Annotated in this window: 15 protein-coding genes and 1 tRNA gene; 12 read left to right on the top strand and 4 right to left on the bottom strand. The window is 63.1% G+C overall.

Annotation, left to right across the window (positions count from 1 at the left end; all coding sequences use genetic code 11):
- The first annotated feature begins 145 nt into the window (after window positions 1-145).
- The 3 genes from ABIE53_RS13925 to ABIE53_RS13915 all read left to right on the top strand — a co-directional run bounded on the left by ABIE53_RS13925 (window position 146) and on the right by ABIE53_RS13915 (window position 1,932).
- A tRNA-Leu gene (locus tag ABIE53_RS13925) sits at window positions 146-230 on the top strand.
- A gap of 250 nt (window positions 231-480) precedes the next feature.
- Window positions 481-1,173, top strand: coding sequence for a class I SAM-dependent methyltransferase (locus ABIE53_RS13920; protein ID WP_376915336.1), 693 nt, complete (start codon window positions 481-483; stop codon window positions 1,171-1,173).
- 351 nt (window positions 1,174-1,524) lie between these two features.
- Window positions 1,525-1,932: a cupin domain-containing protein gene (locus ABIE53_RS13915; RefSeq protein WP_006051216.1), complete on the top strand. Its 408-nt coding sequence runs from the start codon at window positions 1,525-1,527 to the stop codon at window positions 1,930-1,932.
- A 58-nt stretch (window positions 1,933-1,990) separates the two neighbouring features.
- On the opposite strand, the gene ABIE53_RS13910 is transcribed toward ABIE53_RS13915, so the two are convergent.
- Together ABIE53_RS13910 and ABIE53_RS13905 are read right to left on the bottom strand one after the other, a co-directional pair.
- On the bottom strand, window positions 1,991-2,863 hold the full coding sequence (locus ABIE53_RS13910; RefSeq protein ID WP_114156257.1) for a hypothetical protein: 873 nt from the start codon (window positions 2,861-2,863) through the stop codon (window positions 1,991-1,993).
- Window positions 2,864-3,009: 146 nt separating this feature from the next.
- A complete protein-coding gene (locus tag ABIE53_RS13905) occupies window positions 3,010-3,765 on the bottom strand; it encodes an SDR family oxidoreductase (protein ID WP_114156256.1) in 756 nt (251 codons plus the stop codon).
- 503 nt (window positions 3,766-4,268) lie between these two features.
- Here ABIE53_RS13905 and ABIE53_RS13900 point away from each other — a divergent pair.
- From ABIE53_RS13900 to ABIE53_RS13880, 5 genes are all read left to right on the top strand, one after another.
- Window positions 4,269-5,780: a sugar ABC transporter ATP-binding protein gene (locus tag ABIE53_RS13900; RefSeq protein ID WP_029967549.1), complete on the top strand. Its 1,512-nt coding sequence runs from the start codon at window positions 4,269-4,271 to the stop codon at window positions 5,778-5,780.
- A gap of 16 nt (window positions 5,781-5,796) precedes the next feature.
- On the top strand, window positions 5,797-6,822 hold the full coding sequence (locus ABIE53_RS13895; RefSeq protein ID WP_006051220.1) for an ABC transporter permease: 1,026 nt from the start codon (window positions 5,797-5,799) through the stop codon (window positions 6,820-6,822).
- Window positions 6,823-6,915: 93 nt separating this feature from the next.
- The gene (locus ABIE53_RS13890; protein ID WP_006051221.1) at window positions 6,916-7,857 is read left to right on the top strand and encodes an ABC transporter substrate-binding protein; all 942 of its coding nucleotides are present in this window, start codon (window positions 6,916-6,918) and stop codon (window positions 7,855-7,857) included.
- A gap of 54 nt (window positions 7,858-7,911) precedes the next feature.
- The gene (locus ABIE53_RS13885; protein WP_044021750.1) at window positions 7,912-9,210 is read left to right on the top strand and encodes an L-fuconate dehydratase; all 1,299 of its coding nucleotides are present in this window, start codon (window positions 7,912-7,914) and stop codon (window positions 9,208-9,210) included.
- A 100-nt stretch (window positions 9,211-9,310) separates the two neighbouring features.
- A complete protein-coding gene (locus tag ABIE53_RS13880) occupies window positions 9,311-9,817 on the top strand; it encodes a M48 metallopeptidase family protein (RefSeq protein WP_029967545.1) in 507 nt (168 codons plus the stop codon).
- 4 nt (window positions 9,818-9,821) lie between these two features.
- Here the strand turns inward: ABIE53_RS13880 and ABIE53_RS13875 are convergent, their stop codons facing one another.
- On the bottom strand, window positions 9,822-12,170 hold the full coding sequence (locus ABIE53_RS13875) for an FdhF/YdeP family oxidoreductase (protein WP_114156255.1): 2,349 nt from the start codon (window positions 12,168-12,170) through the stop codon (window positions 9,822-9,824).
- Between the two features lie 166 nt (window positions 12,171-12,336).
- On the opposite strand from ABIE53_RS13875, the gene ABIE53_RS13870 reads away from it, so the two are divergent.
- Together ABIE53_RS13870 and ABIE53_RS13865 are read left to right on the top strand one after the other, a co-directional pair.
- Window positions 12,337-13,770 carry an aminotransferase-like domain-containing protein gene (locus ABIE53_RS13870; protein WP_053858460.1) on the top strand — a complete coding sequence of 478 codons (1,434 nt, stop codon included), beginning with the start codon at window positions 12,337-12,339 and terminating at the stop codon, window positions 13,768-13,770.
- A gap of 62 nt (window positions 13,771-13,832) precedes the next feature.
- A complete protein-coding gene (locus ABIE53_RS13865; protein WP_006051226.1) occupies window positions 13,833-14,162 on the top strand; it encodes a helix-turn-helix domain-containing protein in 330 nt (109 codons plus the stop codon).
- Window positions 14,163-14,186: 24 nt separating this feature from the next.
- Here the strand turns inward: ABIE53_RS13865 and ABIE53_RS13860 are convergent, their stop codons facing one another.
- Complete coding sequence (locus ABIE53_RS13860) at window positions 14,187-14,681, bottom strand: lysozyme inhibitor LprI family protein (protein WP_053858458.1); 495 nt, start codon at window positions 14,679-14,681, stop codon at window positions 14,187-14,189.
- Window positions 14,682-14,931: 250 nt separating this feature from the next.
- Here ABIE53_RS13860 and ABIE53_RS13855 point away from each other — a divergent pair, with 250 nt between their 5' ends.
- The gene (locus tag ABIE53_RS13855; RefSeq protein ID WP_006051228.1) at window positions 14,932-17,229 is read left to right on the top strand and encodes a putative bifunctional diguanylate cyclase/phosphodiesterase; all 2,298 of its coding nucleotides are present in this window, start codon (window positions 14,932-14,934) and stop codon (window positions 17,227-17,229) included.
- A 121-nt stretch (window positions 17,230-17,350) separates the two neighbouring features.
- Entirely contained in the window at window positions 17,351-18,751 is a 1,401-nt protein-coding gene (locus tag ABIE53_RS13850; protein WP_006051229.1) for an FAD-containing oxidoreductase, read from the top strand.
- Window positions 18,752-18,816 lie beyond the last annotated feature (65 nt).

Here is an 18,816-nt window from a genome sequence, read left to right as displayed (position 1 = left end):
ATCGGGAACGTTTGTGACCGGGGGATGACTTCGGCGCGGCGGGGGAGTGGAGGGTTGTGAGGTGGCGGCTGGCGCGGTTGATTAGCCCGTTGGTTGGCCCGGCGGCCAATGGTAGAATGCGCGTCCACGCGGTTTTGCCTCCCTCGCCGGGATGATGAAATTGGTAAACATAGCGGACTTAAAATCCGCCGCCTAACGGCTTGCCGGTTCGAGTCCGGTTCCCGGCACCAGAGAACCAGGGCTTTCGGCGCGTGCGTCTCCGATTCAATTGACGCCGCCGCCACTTCAGCACTTCACCCATCTCCTCACGGCGGATTCGCCCATACTCCTTACACAATCTTTCCTGTGTGGTAGAGTTTTCGCTGCGGTCGAAGCGATGCTCATCTGCAGCGAAGGCGATTAATTCATTAATTGAGAATCCGCGAGAGAGATTTATCGATCATGCATAACCTGAATTGGAAGAGCGACACGGACTTCGAGATGGGTGGCTACATCTTGCGCATGAATTATGAGCACGGTGGCAGCAAATTGAAGTCCGAGGGAAATGAGTTCCTTCTCATGAAGGCAAAAAACTTCCTCGGGCACTACACATCGCTTCGTCCGGAAGAATGCCGAAAAGTACTTGAATTAGGCGTTTATCAGGGCGGCTCCTTCGTCTTTCTGGATCAGCTTTTAAAGCCCGAAAAGATCTCGGCTCTCGAGTTATCGACTACTCCCATCCCCGCGCTCGATGAATACGTCGAGAAGAATGCCGGCCGCGCCAGGCTTTACTACGGTACATCGCAAGACGACGTAGCTAAACTCCATCAAATCGTCGACGAAGATTTCGGCGGTGAACTGGACCTGGTGGTAGACGACGCTTCGCACTTTTACGAGCAGACGAAAACGTCGTTCAAGACGCTTTTCCCATTGGTTCGCCCTGGCGGTCTTTACATCATTGAAGATTGGAACTGGTCGTTTCAGGATGCATTTCAGGCATCCGATAATGGCTGGTTCCCCGTTCCGTCTCCGGCGAATCTGATGGTCGATCTGCTGGAAGACATGACCCGCAACCGCATGATTGCCGGGGTCGAAGTTCATCGCGAATTGTGGAAGATTCGCAGATCAGACGTTAATACCGGCGAAGTCTTTGCATCGCGAGGACGCAGAGGACGGTCGATAGGACTCTTGTGACAGCGATTCGCCGTGCCAACTGCTATTCGTTTGGCGCGGCTAAATCACAAACTCCGCACAAACCACCGCACAGAGCACCGCACAGAGCACCGCACAGAGCACCGCACTAACCGCCGATACGTTTCCCGCGTTGCCGGCGCCTGCTTGTGCCTGATTGGTGCCAGCCGGACAACACCGTGATCCCATCCGCGGGTCTACCGCGCCACACCACGTCGGCCTACGATGACTTCGTGGCGCTCATCGCCGCTCACGGCATCCGCCAGGCGCGAGCGTTCACCACAGCGTCCACTTCTTCCGTTCCTTGCCAACTTCGTCGCGCATGGGCAGGGCGCGCTATTTGAGAGGCACATCATGTTTTCACCAAAGAACACTGCAATCGCCATGCTCGTCGTCGCGGCTGCGCATGTCGGCGTGGCCGGTGCGGCGGCGCCCGAAGCCGTCGTGGCGCCGCTGATGGAAAAGGCGCTCGACGATTATCCCGGCAAGGAAGCGCTGATGATCACCGTGACCTATCCGCCGGGTTCCGTCGATCCCGTTCATCGGCATCATGCGCACGCCTTCGTCTATGTGCTGGAGGGATCGATTGTGATGCAGGTCAAGGGCGGCAAGGAAGTCACGCTCACGCCTGGGCAGACCTTCTACGAAGGGCCGAACGATGTCCATACCGTCGGGCGCAACGCAAGCCAGACGCAACCCGCGAAGTTCATCGTGCTTCTTCTGAAGGACAAGGGCGCGCCTGTTCTGGTGCCGGAGAAGTAAGCGCGTTCGTCATACGTCGATAGTCCAATTGTGCGACTGTGCGCAAACCGCGTCAGATTCACAGCGCACCAGCCAGCCACAGCGCGACGTTGACCGAATAGCGGTGAACGTCGCGCAACGCTTGCGGCTCGCTCTGCATCGTGTTTCCAGGAGGCTCGCTCACAAAGCTCGGGCAACCGAGTCGCGCATCCCAGTTGTAGTCCGCAAAATGATGAAAGGTACTTTGCGCGACTGCCGGACCTCCGCGGACCGAAGGTTCGAATGCGACTGCAAGATTGAAACTCTTGCCCGTTGCTTTGCTCTTGCCTCGTGCGATCACTCGGGCGGGTTCGTCCTCAGGAGCCTCGACGGCGCCTTCATGCGGATGTGCCGGCAGGAACCGGATTGCGCCGCCGGGAGAATCGGGGTCCGCCAACACGGGATGTGTGGGGCCCACGATCGTGATTTCCTGGAAGTCTCCGTTTCTGCCCGAGTGAAAATTGGGCCACGAGATGTGGGTCGAGAACGGGTCGTCGGCCACATGTCGCGATGGGTCGGGGTGCCGATTGCGCGTGTGAAAATGGTGCGCCTTGCCCACTCCGCCTAACGTGCAGAGTGAACTGCCCACATCCATGTGATCCCTCGTGACCAGCAGGCCGCGGCCCGCGCGTCGGAATCGCGTGATTCCCTCGCAATCTTCCGAGGTTAGACCGTCGCCTTCGTCGACGGCAAACAACCACAACTCGTCGAACTCGCTCTCATCGAGACGCGAAAGAATCGGGTCCGGCTCCCCGAGCCGCTCGCGGTCGCGAGCAACGACATTGAAGGCCACGCGCCCTTCGGGATCTCGATACGTCCGCAGCAATTCCGCGAGGCGGCTGAATCGCGCAATCGACCAGTCGTTGCTGCTGGGCAGGATGGTCGTTTGAAGCAGGATCTGGATGGTACGCATGATGGTGAATGAGTATGTCGGGACGAGGCGACCAATCGTAGCGCGGAACTGGCCGCCAGGTAGGCGTTAGATGAAGGCGGCTCTGAAATGCGTGCGCCCGGGCGTGAGCCGCCCGGGCAGGATTCGACGCGCACGCCAGTAATGTTTCAGGCTCCGGCCTGCGAGTGACGCAGCCATTCGTCCAGGCCGATGCGGCCCAAGCGCGCGTCGCCCAACGGCACCAGCGACTGGTCGTCGACCAGGCCGCCGAAGTATCGGGCCTCCGGGTCTCTCACGACCTCGCGCGGATCGCCGGCGGCCTTCAGATAGCGGGCGATGATTTCGTTGAACGGCGCTTTTTCCGGGCCGGCAATCTCGACGATGCCGTTGCGCGGCGCCGCAAGCGCCACGTCGGCCACGATCGCGGCAACGTCGTCAGCCGCGATGGGCTGAAACAGGCCGGGCGAGACCCTGATGACGTTTCCATCCGCACCCGACTCGGCGATGCCGCCGAGGAACTCCAGGAACTGTGTCGAGCGGATCACGGTGTAGGGGATGCCGGATTTCACGATCAGCTTTTCCTGCGCGACCTTGGCGCGGAAATAGCCGTTCTCCGGCGTCCGCTCGATTCCGACGATGGAGAGCGCGACATGATGCTGGACGCCCGCCGCTGCCTCAGCCGCAAGAAGATTGCGGGTGGAAACCTCGAAGAACTCCAGCACGGCCTTGTCTTCGAACGACGGTGAATTGGCGAGGTCGATCACCACCTGCGCGCCGGCCACCGCTTCGTTGAGTCCCTCTCCGGTGATGCTGTTGATACCGCTTCTGGGCGATGCAGCGACGACCTCGTGGCCGTTCTCGCGCAGAATGGCGACAGCCTTCGAGCCGATCAGGCCGGTGCCTCCGATCACGACGATTTTCATGATTGCTGTCCTTTATCGATCACTCGACACCCCATTCGGGTTCGAATGCAGTTGATGAAAGATCAGGGACGGTTCGCTGCCCTGAGCACGCGCTACGCTCGTTGAATCACACCACGATCATAGGCGGGCCCTGCCTGCTGCGGTAGGCATGCATGGAGACACATGGCGTTGCCGGCCCGGCACCAATCAGGGAACGGATCGGCATGGGATCACGACCGAACGAAACCTGTAGAAGCGGTGTTTGCGGAGGCAGGCTTGTCTGAAAAATCCCAAACTCTGCACAAACGACCCCCGTAACCACTCCAGACACTCGGGAATGCCTGCACTTGAGCCGCTGCCTTCGCGCGTCGTAGAATCGTCGCACATCGGTTTGGGGGTCCAGCAATGTGCCTGGCTTCTCGTTGCGATTTCAGTCGAACCACCGCGCGCCGTCCGGCGCTTTCGCGCTCCGCCTGCCGGGTTGAGGCGAGCGTTTGCCGTGCAGCCGTCGTCGGCGTCGCGCCATGACCCCGCTGATTTCCGTCAAAAAGCTCAGCAAGAGCTTTCCCGGCGTGCGGGCGCTTCACGACGTCCAGTTCGAACTGATGGCGGGCGAAGTCCACGCGCTGATGGGCGAGAACGGCGCCGGCAAATCGACGCTGATGAAAATCCTCGCCGGCGTGTACACGCGCGATTCCGGCGAAATCCTGGTTGGCGGCGAGCCGGCCGAATTCCTGAGCCCGCGCGACGCGCAAGCCGCGGGCGTCGGCATCATTCATCAGGAACTCCAACTGATGAATCACCTCACGGTCGCGCAGAACATCTTCATCGGCCGTGAGCCGCGCGGGCGGCTCGGCCTCTTTCTCGACGAAGACAAACTCAACATCGCGGCGCGCGAAATTCTGTCGCGCATGCATGTGAATCTCGATCCGCGCGCGATGGTCGGCGAGCTGACCGTCGCGAGCCAGCAGATGGTGGAGATCGCCAAGGCGTTGTCGTTCGACTCGCGCGTGCTCATCATGGACGAGCCCACGTCCGCGCTCAACGACGCCGAAATCGCCGAGCTGTTTCGCATCATTCGCGAACTGAAATCGCGGGGCGTCGGCATCGTCTACATCTCGCACAAGATGGACGAACTGAAGCAGATCGCCGACCGCGTCACCGTGCTGCGCGACGGCGAATATGTCGCCACCGTCGACGCCGCGAACACCACCGTCGAGGCGATCATCGGCATGATGGTCGGACGCACCTTGAGCGACGCAACGCCCGCCGCGCGCGATGCGGCGCAAGGCGAGACCGCGCTCGAAGTCAGGCATCTGAATGCCGGGCCGCTCGTGCGCGATGTGAGCTTCACGTTGCGCCAGGGCGAGATACTCGGCTTTGCCGGTTTGATGGGCGCGGGCCGCACCGAGGTCGCGCGCGCGGTGTTCGGCGCGGACCCCGTCGAGTCCGGCGAAATCTTCGTGAAAGGCGCGAAAGCGTCGATTAAAAATCCAAGCGATGCAGTCGCGCACGGCATCGGCTATCTCTCCGAAGACCGCAAGCGCTTCGGGCTTGCAACGGGCATGGACGTCGAGTCGAACATCGTCATGTCGAACCTGCGCAATTTCCTGTCCCTCAACTTCTTTTTGCGCCGCGCGCGGATGCGCCGCCGCGCGAGTCATTTCATCAATCTGCTGGCAATCCGCACGCCGTCGGCGAGTCAGGAAGTGCGGCTCCTGTCCGGCGGCAACCAGCAGAAGATCGTCATCGCGAAGTGGCTGGAGCGTGACTGCGACGTGCTGTTCTTCGACGAACCCACGCGCGGCATCGATGTCGGCGCAAAAAGCGAGATCTACAAACTGCTGCGCTCGCTCGCGGAAGAGGGCAAGGCGATCGTGATGATTTCGTCGGAGCTGCCGGAGATTCTGCGCATGAGCGACCGCATCGTCGTGATGTGCGAGGGCCGCATTACCGGCGAACTCAGCGCGAAAGAAGCGACGCAGGAGCGCATCATGCATCTGGCCACGCAGCGCCAAACCCTGAAAGCGGCGTGAGCCGCGAGAGGACGCTATGACAGTGCAATCCGATTCCTCCGCGCTCACCGGCGCGCGGCGCCTGAGCGGCCTGAAGGCCCGCATCTTCTCGCCGACGGCGTTGCAAAAGATGCTCGCCTTCGCGAGCCTCATTCTGCTGCTGGTGTTTTTCAGCTTCGCGTCGCCGGCATTCATGCAGATGGACAACATCCTCGGCATTCTGCAGGCGACGGCGGTCAACGGCGTGCTCGCCATTGCGTCGACCTTCGTCATTATCACGGGCGGCATCGATCTGTCGGTCGGCACGTTGATGACCTTTACCGCGGTGATTTGCGGCGTCTTTCTCACGTATTGGCATCTGCCGATGTGGCTCGGCGTGCTCGCGGCCATCGGCACGGGCGCGATCTGCGGGACGATCTCCGGCACGCTCACCGCGAAGATGAAAATCCCGCCGTTCATCGCGACGCTCGGCATGATGCTGCTGCTCAAGGGACTGTCGCTCGTGGTGTCGGCGGACAAGCCGATCTATTTCACCGACACCGAAAACTTCTACATGATTTCGCAGGACTCGCTGATCGGCTATTTCGTGCCGAGCCTGCCGATTCCGAACGCGGTGCTGATCCTGTTCTTCCTCGCGATCGCCAGCTCGATCACGCTCAATCGCACGGCGCTCGGACGCTACACGTTCGCGCTCGGCAGCAACGAAGAAGCGGTGCGGCTGTCAGGCGTGAACGTCGATCGCTGGAAGATCGCCATTTATGGCCTTGGCGGCGCGATTTGCGGCATCGCGGGTCTGCTCATCGCGTCGCGTCTAAACTCGGCGCAGCCGGCGCTCGGCCAGGGTTACGAGCTCGAAGCGATCGCGGCGGTGGTGATCGGCGGCACGTCCCTGTCGGGCGGCTCGGGGACGATACTCGGCACCATCATCGGCGCATTCATCATGAGCGTGCTGACCAATGGCTTGCGCATCATGTCGGTCGCTCAGGAATGGCAGATCGTGGTGACGGGCCTCATCATCATTCTCGCGGTCTACGCCGACATCCTGCGGCGCAGAAAACGCTGAACTCGCGCCGGACAATATCAACAAGGGAGGCGCGATAACGCTTCCCCGACGACTGTAGAAGAAGAAGGTCCACACCTTAGGAGGAGAGAGTCCATGTTGAATCGGAAAGCATTCGGCGTCGTGGTCGGCTTGAGCGCGCTCATCGGCGGGGCGAATCTCGCTCATGCCGACGACGTTTATATCCCGCTCATTTCGAAGGGTTTCCAGCATCAGTTCTGGCAGGCCGTCAAAGCCGGCGCGGAGCAGGGCGCGAAGGAACACAAGGTCAGAATCACGTTCGAAGGCCCGGAAACCGAGGCGATGGTCGACAAGCAGATCGACATGCTGTCGGCCGCGCTCGCGAAAAAACCGCAAGCCATCGGCATTGCCGCGCTCGATAGCAAGGCGGCCATTCCGCTCCTGAGACGCGCGCAGTCGGCGAAGATTCCGGTGATCGCATTCGACTCCGGCGTGGACAGCGACATCCCGCTCACGACCTGCTCGACCGACAATCTCGCCGCCGCCGCGCTCGCCGCCGACAAGATGGCCGACGCCATCGGCAATGCGGGCGATGTCGGCGTGATCGTGCACGATCAGACGAGCCGCACGGGCATCGACCGGCGCGACGGCTTCGTGAACCAGATGAAGAGCAAGCATCCGAATGTGAAGATCGTGTCCGTGCAATACGGCGGCGGCGACCACCTGAAGTCCGCGGAAATCGCCAAGGCGATGATTCAGGCGAACCCGAACCTGAAGGGCATTTTCGGCGCGAACGAAGGCTCCGCGGAAGGCGCGGCAATCGGCGTCAAGGAGTCGGGCAAGAAGCTCGTGCTGATCGGCTACGACTCGGGCAAGGAGCAGAAGGACGACATCAACTCAGGGCTGATGGCGGGCGCGATCACGCAGAACCCGATCGGCATCGGCAAATGCGTGGTGGATTCCGCGGTCAAGGCGCTCAAAGGCGAAAAGCTGCCGAAGAAAGTCGACACCGGCTTTTACTGGTACGACAAGAGCAACATGAACGATCCAAAGATCGCGGCGGTGCTCTACGATTGATCGTCGCCCGAATGCAGCCGTCGAGGAGCGTGTGACATGACCACCAGCACCACGATCACTACCATCACCCGGCTGTCGGTGCGGGACATTCGCTTTCCGACCTCGCGCTCGCTCGACGGCTCCGACGCAATGAACGCCGCGCCCGATTATTCGGCCACTTACGTGACGCTCGAAACGGACGCGCCGCAAGCGCTCGTGGGTCATGGCCTGACGTTCACGATCGGGCGCGGCAATGAAATCTGCGTGAGGGCGGTGGAGGCGCTCGCGCCGCTCGTCGTCGGTAAAACGCTCGAGGACATTGCCGCGAACATGGGCGCGTTCTGGCGCGCACTGACGTCGGACAGCCAGTTGCGCTGGATCGGTCCGGACAAGGGCGCGATCCATCTGGCCACCGCGGCGGTCGTCAATGCCGTGTGGGACCTGTGGGCGAAAGCGGAAGGCAAGCCGGTGTGGAAGCTGCTCGTCGACATGAGCCCCGAAGAACTCGTGCGCTGTCTCGACTTTCGCTATGTGACCGACGTCATCACGCCGCACGAGGCGATCGCGATGCTGCATCGTCACGCGGCAACCAAGGCCGTGCGCGAGAAGGAAATGCTCGCGCAAGGCTACCCGGCTTACACGACCTCGGCGGGCTGGCTCGGCTACGACGACGACAAGATTCGCCGCCTCGCGCGCGAAGGCGTCGCGCAGGGCTGGACGCATTTCAAGCAGAAGGTCGGCGGCAATCTGGATGAAGACATGCGCCGCGCCCGCATTTTGCGCGAGGAAATCGGCCCCGGCCGCAAGCTGATGATGGACGCGAACCAGGTGTGGGACGTCGATGAAGCCATCGCCAACATGCGGCATCTCGCGCAATTCGATCCGTGGTGGATCGAGGAGCCGACGAGCCCCGACGACATTCTCGGTCACGCGGCGATTCGCGCGCGGCTCGCACCGATCGGCGTAGCGACCGGCGAGCACTGTCATAACCGCGTGATGTTCAAGCAGTTGCTGCAGGCGCATGCGATCGACTTTTGCCAGGTCGACAGTTGCCGGCTGGGCGGTCTGAACGAAGTAATCGTCGTGCTGCTGATGGCGGCGAAGTTCGGCGTGCCGGTGTGTCCGCACGCGGGCGGCGTCGGTTTATGCGAGTACGTCCAGCATATTTCGCTGTTCGACTATATTTGCGTGTCGGCGTCGCTGGAGAACCGCGTGCTCGAATACGTGGATCATTTGCACGAGCATTTCGTCGATCCTGTTGTGATCCGCAACGGCCGTTATATGCCGCCGCAGCGTCCGGGCTACAGCATCGAGATTCACGCGGACTCGCTCGATCAGCATGATTTTCCTGGCGGCGCCGCCTGGCGCATCTGATGCACGCGAGGCAAGCGAAGAGACGGCCGTGTAAACTCGCCGTTTAGCGACCTGCTTGCGAAGTATTCGACACGCAGGCCGCCCACGCCAGGCCACGACCATGCATCATCATTTGAAATACCTGAGCGGCTATCCGCCCGCGCTGCTCGACAAAGTCACCAAGCTCATCGCCGACGATCAACTCGGCGCATACCTCGCTGCCCGCTATCCGAATACGCATGACGTGCAAACCGACCGTGCGCTCTACACGTATTGCGCGGAATTGAAGCGCGAGCATTTGCGCAGCGCGGAGCAGATCGACAAGGTCACGTACGACAGCAAGCTCGATGTGATGCGCCACGCGTTGGGTCTGCACACGAGCATCTCGCGTGTGCAGGGCGGCAAGCTGAAGGCGAAGAAGGAAATCCGCATCGCGTCGTTATTCAAAAACGCGGCGCCGGAGTTTCTGAAGATGATCGTGGTGCACGAACTCGCGCATCTGAAGGAAAGCGATCACAACAAGGCGTTTTACCGCCTCTGCGAGTTCATGCAGCCGGGCTACCATCAGTTCGAATTCGATCTGCGGCTTCACCTCACGCATCGCGCGTTGGCGAAGGCGCAGACCTGATGCGTCAGGCCGCGACGGCCTCGAGCGCCGACGCCTTCAACAACACGGGAATCGACTTCGAAGTCGGCGTGCCCGCGCCGTCCGCAACCGACGACAGCGGCACGAGCGGATTCGTCTCCGGATAGTAAGCGCCGAGGCAGCCGCGTGGAATGTCGTATTCGACCAGCAAAAAGCCATCCGCGTGACGCTCGATGCCGTCGGCCCACACGCTCGTGATGTCCACGCGCTGTCCGGCCGCGAAACCCAGCATCGCGATGTCGTCCTTGTTGGCGAACAGCACGCGCCGCTGTCCGTACACGCCGCGATAGCGGTCGTCGAGCCCGTAAATCGTCGTGTTGTACTGATCGTGCGAACGCGTCGTCATCAGCGTCATCAGGCGCTCGCCATGCTGCTCGCGCGCGCGATGAATCGGCGTGTCGAGCGCGATGGCATGCACGAGGAACTGCGCCTTGCCGCTCGGCGTTTTCCAGATCCGTTCACGCGATGCGACGCCGAGATGGAAGCCGCCCGGCCGCTTCAGACGCTCGTTGTAATCGTCAAAGCCGTCGATCACTTTCGCGATGCCGTCGCGAATCAGCGCGTAGTCCGCGGCATGCGCGAGCCAGTCGACCTTGTCGCTGCCGAGCGTCGCGTGCGCCATGCGCGCGACGATCGCGATTTCGGAGAGCAGATTTTCTGAAGCCGGCTTATTCATGCCGTACGAGATGTGCACCATGCTCATCGAATCCTCGACGCTCACGCCTTGCGCGACGCCGTTCTGCAAGTCGATCTCGGTGCGGCCGAGCGTCGGCAGAATCAGCGCATCGCGGCCATGCACGAGATGGCTGCGGTTCAGCTTCGTCGTGATGTGCACGGTGAGATCGCACGAACGCATCGCTTCCCACGTGCGCGGCGTGTCCGGCGTCGCAATCGAGAAGTTGCCGCCGAGACCGATAAACACTTTCACCTTGCGATCGAGCATCGCCTGAATCGTGTTGACGACATCGAGCCCATGCTCGCGCGGCGGCTCGAAACCGTACACCTCGCCGAGCCGGTCGAGAAACGCCTGCGTGGGCTTTTCCTCGATGCCGACAGTGCGGTCGCCCTGCACGTTCGAATGGCCGCGCACCGGGCACAGCCCCGCGCCGCGCCGGCCGATATTGCCGCGCATCATCATCAGGTTCGACAGCAGTTGCACTGTCGCCACCGAATTCTTGTGCTGCGTGAGACCCATGCCCCACGTCGAGATCACCGCGCGGCCTTTCGCGTAGATGTCGGCGAGCTTCAGCACGTCTTCGTACGGCACGCCCGATTCCGCGACGATGGTGTCCCAGCGCTCAGTGCGCAAGTCTTGTGCGAACGCCTCGAAGCCGACCGTGTGTTCGGCGAGGAACGCGACGTCGAGCACGCGAGCCAGACTGGACGCCTGCGCTTCGTCATCGAGTTCGATCACGCGCTTGGCCACGCCCTTGATGAGCGCGAAGTCGCCGCCGACCTTCGGGCGGATAAACACCGAGCTGATTTTCGTGCTGCCCATCGTCAGCATTTCCACCGGATGCTGCGGGCTCGCGAAACGCTCCAGCCCGCGCTCCTTCAGCGGATTGATCGACACGATGGTCGCGCCGCGCTTTGCGCACTCGCGCAGTTCGCCGAGCATCCGCGGATGGTTGGTCGCCGGGTTCTGGCCGAAGATCAGCAGCGTGTCCGCGTGTTCGAAGTCGTCGAGCGTGACCGTGCCTTTGCCGATGCCGACCGTGTGCGGCAAGCCGCGGCTCGTCGCTTCGTGGCACATGTTCGAGCAGTCGGGGAAATTGTTGGTGCCGTACATGCGCACGAACAACTGGTAGAGAAACGCAGCTTCGTTGCTTGCGCGGCCCGACGTGTAGAACGCGGCCTGGTCCGGATCCTCGAGGCGCTTCAGATGGCTCGCGATCAGATCGAACGCTTCGTCCCAGCCGATCGGCACGTAACGGTCGCTCATCGCGTCGTAGACGAGCGGGTCGGTCAGGCGGCCGTGCTGTTCGAGCTCGAAGTCGGACTGCGTCATCAGTTCGGCGACCGTATGCTCCGCGAAGAACGCGGGCGTCACGCGCTTGCTGGTCGCCTCGGCGGCGACCGCCTTCACGCCGTTCTCGCAGAACTCGAACGTGGACGCATGCTCGCGGTCGGGCCACGCGCAGCCCGGACAGTCGAAGCCGTCCGGCTGATTCTGCTTGAGCAGCGTGCGGTAATTGCCGCCCGTGACCTTTTCCTTGATCAGGTTGATGGCGACGTACTTGAGCGCGCCCCAGCCGGCCGCCGGGTGCGTGTACGGCTCGATGCGGGCGCCGCTGGTGTCGGCGCCTGATTTATTGCGGATGTCGGTGTTCTTCATGATGTTGCCGCGCGTGGTCTTGTCATGGCTTTTCGGGCCGATGTTCCAAGACTACTGTGTTCCAATCGCAGTGCAGCATACAGAAAAACAAAAAGGGAAGGGATACAGTTCTTGCGTTTTGTCATAGACTGGCGCGCGAGATATCCGTTTTCCTTGAGCCACGTCCTTGAAACTCTACGAAAAGCTCGCCGACGAAATCACCCAGTCCGTGCGCCGCGGCGTATTCGCGGCGGGAGAGCGGATTCCGTCCGTGCGGCAGGCGAGCCAGCAGCATGGCGTGAGCATCAAGACGGTGCTGCATGCGTATGCGTTGCTGGAAAGCCGGGGCATCGTCGAAACGCGTCCGCAGTCCGGTTATTTCGTGCGCGAAGCGGCGCTGAATGCGTTCCGGCCCGAAACGCGGCGCGCGGACAGCAAAGCCGCGCCGCCTGTCGCGCCGGTTGCCGCCGAAGTCGACGTGAGCCGTCTCGTGCTTTCCACGCTGCGCAGCATCCGCGCGCACGACGCCGTGCCGTTCGGCTCGCCATATCCCGACCCGTCGCTGTTTCCGTGGCGGCGCATCAATCAGTATGCGAACGCGATTGCGCGCCGTCAGGCGAGCTGGAATCTGATCGACGATCTGCCGCCCGGCAACCCCGAACTGATCCGGCAGATTGCGCGCCGTTATGCCGAGAACGGCATGCCCGTCGATCCCGGCGAGATCGTCATCACGCTCGGCGCCACCGAGGCAATCAACCTCAGCCTGCAGGCGATCGCCAAACCGGGCGACACGGTGGCCGTCGAATCGCCGACTTACTACGCGATGCTGCACGCCATCGAGCGGATGGGCATGCGCGCGATCGAGGTGGCGACGCATCCCGTCGACGGCATCGACATCGACGCGCTCGCGCAGGTGATCGCGAGACAGAAGATCGCCGCCTGCATGGTGATGCCGAACTTCCAGAATCCGCTCGGTTTTCAGATGCCGGACGCGCGCAAGCGGCAACTCGTCGAACTGCTCGCCGCGCACCAGATTCCGGTCATCGAAAACGATGTGTATCAGGAGCTGTATTTCGGCGAGTCGCGGCCGTCCACATTGAAGAGCTTCGACACGCAGGGGCTCGTGCTGCATTGCGCGTCGTTCTCTAAAAGCCTGACGGCGTCGTACCGGATAGGCTGGGCGCTGCCGGGCCGTTATCGCGCGCAGGTCGAGAAGCTCAAGTTTCTGAATACGCTGACGACGCCTTCGGTGCCGCAGGTCGCCGTCGCCGATTATTTGCGGCAGGACGGCTACGACCGGCATCTGCGTCACGTTCGCAAGGTTTATCGGCAGCAGGCGAGCATCATGAGCGCGATGGTGCAGCGGTTCTTTCCGGCGGGCACGCGCATCTCCGCGCCGCAGGGCGGCTATGTGCTGTGGGTGGAGTTGCCCGAGCGCGTCGATTCGATGAAGCTGTATCGGGCGGCGCTCGCGCGCGGCATCACGGTCGGGCCCGGCATGATGTTTTCGACGCGCAACGATTTTCGCCATTTCATCCGGCTCAACTACAGCTATCCGTGGACGGCTGACAGCGAGGCGGCGTTAAAGACACTCGGCGAACTGATCACGCAGATGACGTGAAGCGCCGGCATCGCTCGCACGAAAAGCAAGGCGGCCGGCGGATAAAACACAAGGAGACATGAATGGACGAAGAGGGAATCGATCCGGTGCTGCTCGCCGTGCTCGCGCAGCTTTGGCGCGCGCAAAGTGAACGGCCCGCGCGGCAGACGCCGGGCGGCTCGTGGTCGCTCGCGAGGCTGTCGAAGCAGGCAAACGTGCCGATGAGCGCGCTGCGGCGGCAGTTGACGGCGCTCGTTGACAGCGGCCTCGTGGAGACGATGTTCGATGAGGAGGGCGCCGGCACTGCGCGTCTTACGGAGACCGGCCGCGAGTTGTGCGCGGAGCTGTTCGGCGAGAGCGGAGCGGCGGAAGATGCCGCGCCTGATCCAGACACGCCGCCGAGCCTTCACTGAAGCGACGCACGGCGCAGCGCGTGACTACGTTCGTCCCAACATCGCGACGCCGCAGAACCAGTCGCCGCCATGCGGCGTCTGGTGGTTCCACTGGCTGCCGTTCTGCTTGATGACGCTCGCGCACTGCTCGCCGATCACGATGCCGGGATGCGCGGCCGTGCATTGAAGCATCGTGGGATCGACGCTCGAAGCACCCATCCGCACGCCCGCAATCACCTGCTCCAACTCGCCGATACGCGCCGCGTACCACGTCCCCAAACACGCGGCGTCGCGGCAATTCGCCTCGCGCCACGCCCACTTGCTGTCGCTGTCGGCGATGAAGCCGCGCCGGTCGCTCACCGTGCGCCGCGCTTTCCAGTAGAGTCGGCCCAACGTATCGTCGAGGCGCGACAGCGCGGGATCGTTGCAGATGATCTTTTCGGCGAGCGAGCGTCCCTTGCTGCAATCGAAGCTCGCGGCTTGAGCGGACGGATGCGCGATCAGCAGCGCGGCGATCAGAAGAGGGCGGACGATTTTCATGACGGTTCACGCGATGCAGGGTTTCTCATGCAACGGATGATCGTCCGATCGCGCGTCATGCGGACGCCGGAAAAAGCAGCGGTTAGCGCAAGTGATTACCAGATATTGCCTTGCGCGACGCGTGCGGCGCCGCGATAGTGGAAGGCACGGCAAATCGAAGCGCCGCCTGCGGGAATCCTGTGCATTCGACGGGTATACCCTGGTGCGCTGCTTACACAATCTTGCCGATGTTGGGTAGGGGGGCGCATATATGAACCGCGAAGCGACATCACGCATGGAGGCAGGAGCGACGCCCGATAGTTGCCGATACCGGCCGGATCTGGCCGAAGAGGTGCTGGCGTCGGAGCGCAGCGTATTGCGGCTCATCACCCGCAATACGCCGTTGCCGGAATTACTGGACGAGGTGTGTCACCGCGCGGAAGCGCTGCTCGGTTCGGGCGCGGCATGCTCGATCCTGTTGCTCGACGAAGACGGCCTGCATGTGCGCATGGGCGGCGCGCCGTCGCTGCCCGCGCACTTCAGCGCGGCAATCGACGGTGTGGCGATCGGCCCGTGCGCGGGCTCGTGCGGCACGGCCATGTACGAGCGGCGGCTCGTGGTCGTCGAGGACATCGAGACGGACCCGCTGTGGGCGGACTTCCGCGCGCTCGCGTTGCCGCTCGGCCTGCGCGCGTGCTGGTCGGTGCCGTTCGAAAACGACGCGGGCGCCGTGCTCGGCGCGTTCGCCGTCTATCATCGCGAGCCGCGCCGGCCGACCGCTCAGGAAGAGACGATGCTGCGCGACATCGGCCGCAGCGTCGGGCTCGCCGTGCATCAGGACGCGATGGCGCAACGTCTCGCGAACAGCGAGGAGCATCATCGGCTCGTCGTCGATCATCTGATCGAAGGCATCGTCGTGCAGTCGCGCGAAGGCGTCGTGCTCGCCTGCAATCCGAGCGCGCAGCGCATGCTGCGCACCGGGCCGCAAATCGTCGGGCGCAGCATTCGCACGGTGATGGTGCGCGGCTTTCACGAGGACGGCTCGCCCGTGAAGGAAGATGAGCGGCCCACCAGCCAGGTGCTCGCGACCGGCAAGCCGATGCTCGGCGTCACGCTCGCCGTCGAACTGGTGAGCGGCGAAGTCATCTGGATCACCGAAAACGTGGTGCCGATCCTGAAGCCGGGCCAAAGCAAGCCCGACTCCGTGCTGATTTCCTTCACCGATATTGGCCCCGTGCGCGAGGCGCAGCGCCAGCTCAAATTCCTCGCGACCCGCGATTCGCTCACCGGCCTCTACAACCGCGCGTATCTGACCGAGCGGATGAACAGCCTGTTCGCGCCTGGTGCGCCGAACGGCAGCGGCGAATTCGCGAACGTCGCGGTGCTGTTCGTCGATCTCGACGGTTTCAAGAAGGTCAACGACACGGCCGGTCACGAGGCCGGCGACGCGTTGCTGAAGAGCGTCGCGCAGCGGCTCGCCGGCTGCGTCGGCCCCGACGACACGCTCGCGCGCGTGGGCGGCGACGAGTTCGTGATCGTGGTCGGCGCGAGCGATTGCAGCGACCGGCTGATCGCGCTCGCCCGTCATATCCTCGACGAAATCGCGGTGCCGTTCGCGGTGGCGGACAACGAGTACTACCTGGGCGCGTCGATTGGCATCAGCCGCTTTCCCGAAGACGGCCAGGATGCGCCGACGCTGATGCGCAACGCCGACTCGGCCATGTATCACGCGAAGCAGCGCGGCCGCAACAATTTCCAGTTCTTCACCGCCGAGCTCAATCAGCAACTGCAGCGCCGCTTTGTGATCGAGCAGTCGCTGCGGCGCGCGCTCGCCGGCGGCGAACTGAGCCTCGTGTATCAGCCGATCGTCGATAGCCACGCGGGCCGCACCATCGGCGCCGAGGCGCTCCTGCGCTGGTACAACAGCGAGCTCGGCAACGTGTCGCCTGCCGAGTTCATTCCAGTCGCGGAAGACGCGGGCCTGATCGCCGAGATCGGCGAATGGGTGCTCGCGCACGCGTGCGAGCAGGCCGCGCGCTGGCGGCGCACGCTCGCGCCCGACCTGATCGTCGCGGTGAACCTGTCGCCGCGCCAGTTCAACGACGGCCTCGTCGAGCGGATCAGGCGCTGTCTCGACCAGTCCGGGCTCGACCCGGCGGCGCTCGAACTCGAAATCACCGAGCGGCTTCTGATGAGCGACAGCGACACCGTGCTGCCGATGTTGCAGACACTGAGCGCGACGGGCGTGCGTATTTCCGTCGACGACTTCGGCACCGGCTATTCGTCGCTGTCGTATCTGAAGCGCTTTCCGCTGCATAACCTGAAGATCGACCGGTCGTTCGTCGCGGGCTTGCCGGATCATCGCGATTCGATCGCGATCACCCAGGCGGTGGTGGCGATGGCGCATTCGCTCGGCATGAACGTCACCGCGGAAGGCGTGGAAACGCCCGAGCAGGCGGCGTTTCTGCGCTCGATCGATTGCGACAAGCAGCAGGGCTATCTGTACAGCCGGCCGGTCGGCGCGAGCGCTTATGCGCGGGCGTTGGCGGATGCGTATGCGGCGACGTGAGAGGTGACAAGCGCGGTGACGTGAGCGGTGACGTGAGCGGTGACATGAGCTGTGACATGAGCGCGGCGGCGACTGGGCGTAAGATGCAACGACCCGCACGCGAGCCGCAAGGAGAGTCGTCATGGCACAGCACTTCGACGCAGTTGTGATCGGCACCGGACAAGGCGGCCCGCCGCTCGCCGTGCGTCTTGCCGAAAGCGGCCGGCGCACGGCGGTCATCGAACGCGCGGCGTTCGGCGGGACGTGCGTGAACGTCGGCTGCACGCCGACCAAGGCTTATGTGGCGAGCGCACGCGCGGCCCACGTCGCGCGCCACGCGGCGCGGCTCGGCGTGCTGGTGAGCGGTTCGGTCAACGTCGATCTGTCGGCGGTGAAGGCGCGCAAGGACAAGATCATCGGGCAGTCGCGCGACGGCGTCGAACAATGGCTGCGCGGCACCGAGAATGTGACGGTCTTCAACGGCCATGCGCGCTTCACGGGCGCGCATACGGTTTCCGTCAGCGGACCGGACGGCGCGCTGCTGCATGAAATCAGCGCCGACGAAATTTTCCTCAATACCGGCACGCGCGCTGTGGTGCCGCGGCTCGAAGGCATCGAGCGAATCCGCTATTACACCAACTCCAGTCTGCTCGAGCTTACCGAGTTGCCGAGCCGGCTCGTGATCGTCGGCGGCAGTTATATCGCGCTCGAATTCGCGCAGGTGTTTCGCCGCTTCGGCAGCGAAGTGATCGTGCTGGTGCGCGGCGAGCGGGTGCTCACGCGTGAGGACGCCGATCTTGCCGAGTCCGTGCAGCAGGTGCTGGCTCGCGAAGGCGTTGAGTTCCGCTTCGGCGTGCAGCCTTCGCGCGTCGAGCCGCATCCGCATCGCGAGAATGAAGTGTGTATCGGCTTCGAGCAGAACGTGCCGGCGCTCGAGGCGTCGCATCTGCTGTTCGCGACCGGCCGCGAACCGAATACCGACGACCTCGGCTTGGCCGCCGCCGGCATCGAGACCGACCGGCACGGCACGATTCCCGTCGACGGCCAACTGCGCACCAACGTGCCGGGCGTGTGGGCGATCGGCGACATCAACGGACGCGGCGCGTTCACGCATACGTCCTACGACGACTACCAGATCGTCGCGGCCAATCTACTCGACGGCGGCGCGCGCACGGTCGACACGCGCATCATGGCGTATGCGGTATTCGTCGATCCGCCGCTTGCGCGCGTCGGGCTTTCCGAGGACGACGTGCGCAAGAGCGGCCGCGACGCGCTGATCGCGACGATGCCGATGTCGCGCGTCGGCCGCGCGCGCGAACGCGGCGAAACCGACGGCTTCATGAAGGTGCTCGTCGATGCGCGCAGCAAGCAGATTCTCGGCGCGGCGATCCACGGCATAGAAGGCGACGAGGCGATCCATACGTTCATCGACATCATGACGGCGGGCGCGCCGTATCCGACCTTGCAATACGCGATGCATATCCATCCGACCATCAGCGAATTGATCCCTACGCTGCTCGACGGTCTGAAGCCTTTGAAATAGCTCGGCTCGAAAGAGGCGGATTGCAAGAGGCCGATCGCAAGACGTGGATCGACAACGCGTTGCGG

It is taken from the genome of Paraburkholderia sp. OAS925, from assembly GCF_040543975.1.
Taxonomy (GTDB): Bacteria; Pseudomonadota; Gammaproteobacteria; order Burkholderiales; family Burkholderiaceae; genus Paraburkholderia; species Paraburkholderia graminis.
The sequence above is the reverse complement of the archived record's forward strand: the minus strand, read 5'-3'. Positions and strand labels throughout refer to the sequence as shown.